At 39.0% G+C, this 3,302-nt stretch carries 2 protein-coding genes and 1 pseudogene; all 3 read right to left on the bottom strand.

All coding sequences use genetic code 11. The features are described from left to right. Positions 1 to 1,626: pseudogene (locus ACFING_RS09410) on the bottom strand (hypothetical protein); the annotation flags it as partial. 847 nt (positions 1,627 to 2,473) lie between these two features. Next, on the bottom strand, positions 2,474 to 2,881 hold the full coding sequence (locus ACFING_RS09405; protein WP_375630677.1) for a YadA-like family protein: 408 nt from the start codon (positions 2,879 to 2,881) through the stop codon (positions 2,474 to 2,476). 164 nt (positions 2,882 to 3,045) lie between these two features. Further along, a partial coding sequence (locus tag ACFING_RS09400) for a YadA-like family protein (RefSeq protein WP_375630675.1) occupies positions 3,046 to 3,302 on the bottom strand: 257 nt, incomplete at its 5' end.

The raw sequence follows: 3,302 nt of genomic DNA, 5'->3' as shown, positions 1-3,302 counted from the left end.
ATTATTAACCTGTTCAGTCAATTTATTCTGAACATTCGTGATAGAACTTCCAACACCGGCAAGTGCATCCGCTACATCAGGATATTCTTTGTTTTCTGTTTCGCCATCATCCTTAACGGACTTAACAGTAAATTTAGGAGCGGTCCACGCGCCATTTTCATATTTAGCGCCACCACCTAAATACTTGGCTATATTCGTGGCTACAGTTGTAACATTTTGATTTGTAGTAAACAACTGAGAACCATTGACTGCTTCCGTCGACTCTTCCGAAAGCATTCCAGCGCCCACACCTGAAATGGTCCGAGGGTCGCTTTTAGGGCCGCTAAAATCAAGATCAAATCGTTCCCATAGATCCTTACCAATAGTGATAACTTTTGTCTCATCATTTTTCTTAAGAAGAATACTGCCTCTTACATCAGCAACTTCATTTCTTACGACACTTTCTAAGTCTTTTAACTGTCTAAGATTAACTGCATCGGTAGATTCACTCCCAGCTGCTACGCCTGTAATTTGTCGCGTTATACCCTTAGCAAAATTACCAACACTCACTGCGCCCCGCGTACTTTTCCATTGCGCCTCGGCGCTTTGTGAAGGACCCTGCAACAAAGAAGTGTAACCCAAAGCAGAGGCAGCCCTATCAGATACAGAATCGCTTCCTAGAGCAACACTTCCTTCTGCCGTTGCTTCTGAATAAAAACCCAAAGCAGTAGCATTCTTTGCGGCTGACTTTGCACGATGTCCTATAGCAGTCGTAGCATATTCCAAAGCTTTAGAAACAGAACCAACAGCCGTTGAATAATCAGCCTTCGCAGTTGTATAATCATCTTTAGTATCTTCAGAACCTATTGCGATACTATGCTGGCCCAAAGAGTGCGCCGAGCGCCCTATAGAAATACTACTCAAACCTGTCGCCTTTGCTGCATACCCCAAAGCGATAGCATTTTTTGCTGTCGCCTGTGTAAAGGCACCTACACCTACACCATTATCAGCTGATACTGTTGCATTAGTACCAATACCAATCCCCTCATAATTTTCAACATAAGCTGATAAACCGATAGCTATCGCTCTTTCAGCTAACGCACGTGCAGCGTAGTAATAACAGTTTTTGCCTTCACAGTCTTGCTTATTGCCTATCGCAATAGACGACACAGAGGGCGCATTCGCCCCCTCACCCAACTCAATACCTCTGTCACCACCTCGCTGCAGTTGACTAACAGGAATGAGTTGTCTTGTTGTCAAAGCATTTGTCGTCAAAGCATTTATTGTGGAATTATTATCACTGTTACTAGAAAGAGTATTGATGAGAAAATTTGCGTAGTCACTGGCAACATCCACCTTAGGTGTCGTCGCAACACTCAACGCTGTTATATAATTTTCCTTTGATGCACTAGAAGCCTCTAAATCACTGTTATCGCGATCATAAGCAGAGATAACATTTTGTGGAGCTCCTACAACAGCGCTCTCGACACCTTCAAGGAACATTTTGCTTAAATCGACATTTGCCGAAAAACTAGGAGTAACATTCGATAAGAATGTAGCCGCTATAGCCAACGAAAGAACTTTAACAAAAGAAAAACGAGAACGTTTTAATTCACTCGCAGCTTGTGGGGCATATAATTTTTTCATAACAAACTCTCCAATGAAAAAACTTAAAAACACCTCCAAAACATAAAAAAGACACATTTTAGCATTATTGATCTCTTTGGAATTCAGAGTAGACGATTATTGCTTAGAGTGTGAACATTTTGAGTCTTTAGTTTTGTTTGCGCTCTCTGTATTGAGACCTAAATGTTTGTTTTTTTGATTATGTTTTGTGGACATAAAGATGACACATTTAGAGTCTAAGTTTTTTAGTGTGCTGTTTTTTCTAACTAAAAAGGGGTCTTTATATTTAATATTACATTTTACTTGGTAGCGGTTACTATAAAATCCTTTGTACTAGGTTGTAGTATGTATTTTCCTAATTATAGACTTTATTTTTATTAGAAAGCATGGTTTTGTTAATAATAAGTAAAGTAAAAAGAAATTGTAATATGTCCGGAATATAGTTTTCCTTGGATAACTGGCTTTTTAGTTGGATTTTTTCTTTTTAATATATCATATAATGATATATGCGCGGTCCTGTGATGTACCTTTTATCTTTACGCACTACTTATCCCCCTTTGAATTATTTTATCAAAATGAGTCTTACTAATATACATTTTCATACAGCTATAGGCTGTTCAAGAAAATAGCAACATAAAAATATAGCTTTTTAGCAATATGGATTCTACTGTGATCTTTTTTCAACAAAATATAGAAAATCTTCTATAAAACCTCACAGTCTATAGCCTCATCAAATATTATGCTTATCTCTAGATAAATACTGTGCGTCTGTAAAAAAAATATCCACCCTTATTTCAATAAATAAGGGTGGATGTTTTGTTCTATTTTCGTTGTTCGTATTATTTTATTTTCAGAGTGATTGCACCACCTATGCCCCAATGACCACCAGCACTCGTGGCAGAGAGATTAGAGCGGATTTTTCCGTTTTCAGATGTATACCAGCACCAAGGGCAAATGCGGATTGTCCACGCCATGTGCCGCTACCAAATGAGACACTCAAAGATCCTAGCTCGTCGAAGTAACGTAGGTTGGATACTGCTAGACCAACGGCGGCGGCTTGCCTTGCCTCTTTGCGTACGCTCTTAATGTCATAACTTAAAATATCAAACTTCATATCGGTGGAGGATTTCGATTCGTTAACACCATTACTCATCGCATTATCCTTGGATTCAGAAAAATATTTATCTACATATTTTTTCGCATCATCAAAAACTTTCTTAATCCGCTGCTTACTGTCATGTAACAACCAACTAGCCCCCTCCACGACTTCTGTCAAATTTGCGTAAAACACACCACTCTTCAGACATTTTCTCTTTTTTTATTTTCAACATTAATGCTGGCACTGTTATTTGTGGGAACCGTTCTTTTAATCGTGTAACTCTTCTCGCCCCTGTCTTGTATAGACAGGAGCGTTTTTGAAAATAATCGTAGTGAATTTTATTAATTTAGAGTTAAGCTTAATCCTACACCTACACCCCAGCGCCCTCCGGCACTTGTCACAGATAGACTAGAGCGAATATTTCCATCTTCAGATGTATAACCAGCTCCAATAGCAAATGCGGACTGATTGAGCCATATACCACTACCAAGTGCAACACTTAACTTTCCTGGTGCATCATTGTAACGTAAGTTGGACACCGCTAGACCAATAGCAGCAGCTTGTCTTGCTTCTTTCCGAACATCCTGAATAGCATAAT

It is taken from the genome of Bartonella sp. AP150HLJHH (assembly GCF_042196385.1).
In the GTDB taxonomy this organism is placed as follows: Bacteria; Pseudomonadota; Alphaproteobacteria; order Rhizobiales; family Rhizobiaceae; genus Bartonella.
This window is presented reverse-complemented; position numbering and strand designations above follow the sequence as displayed.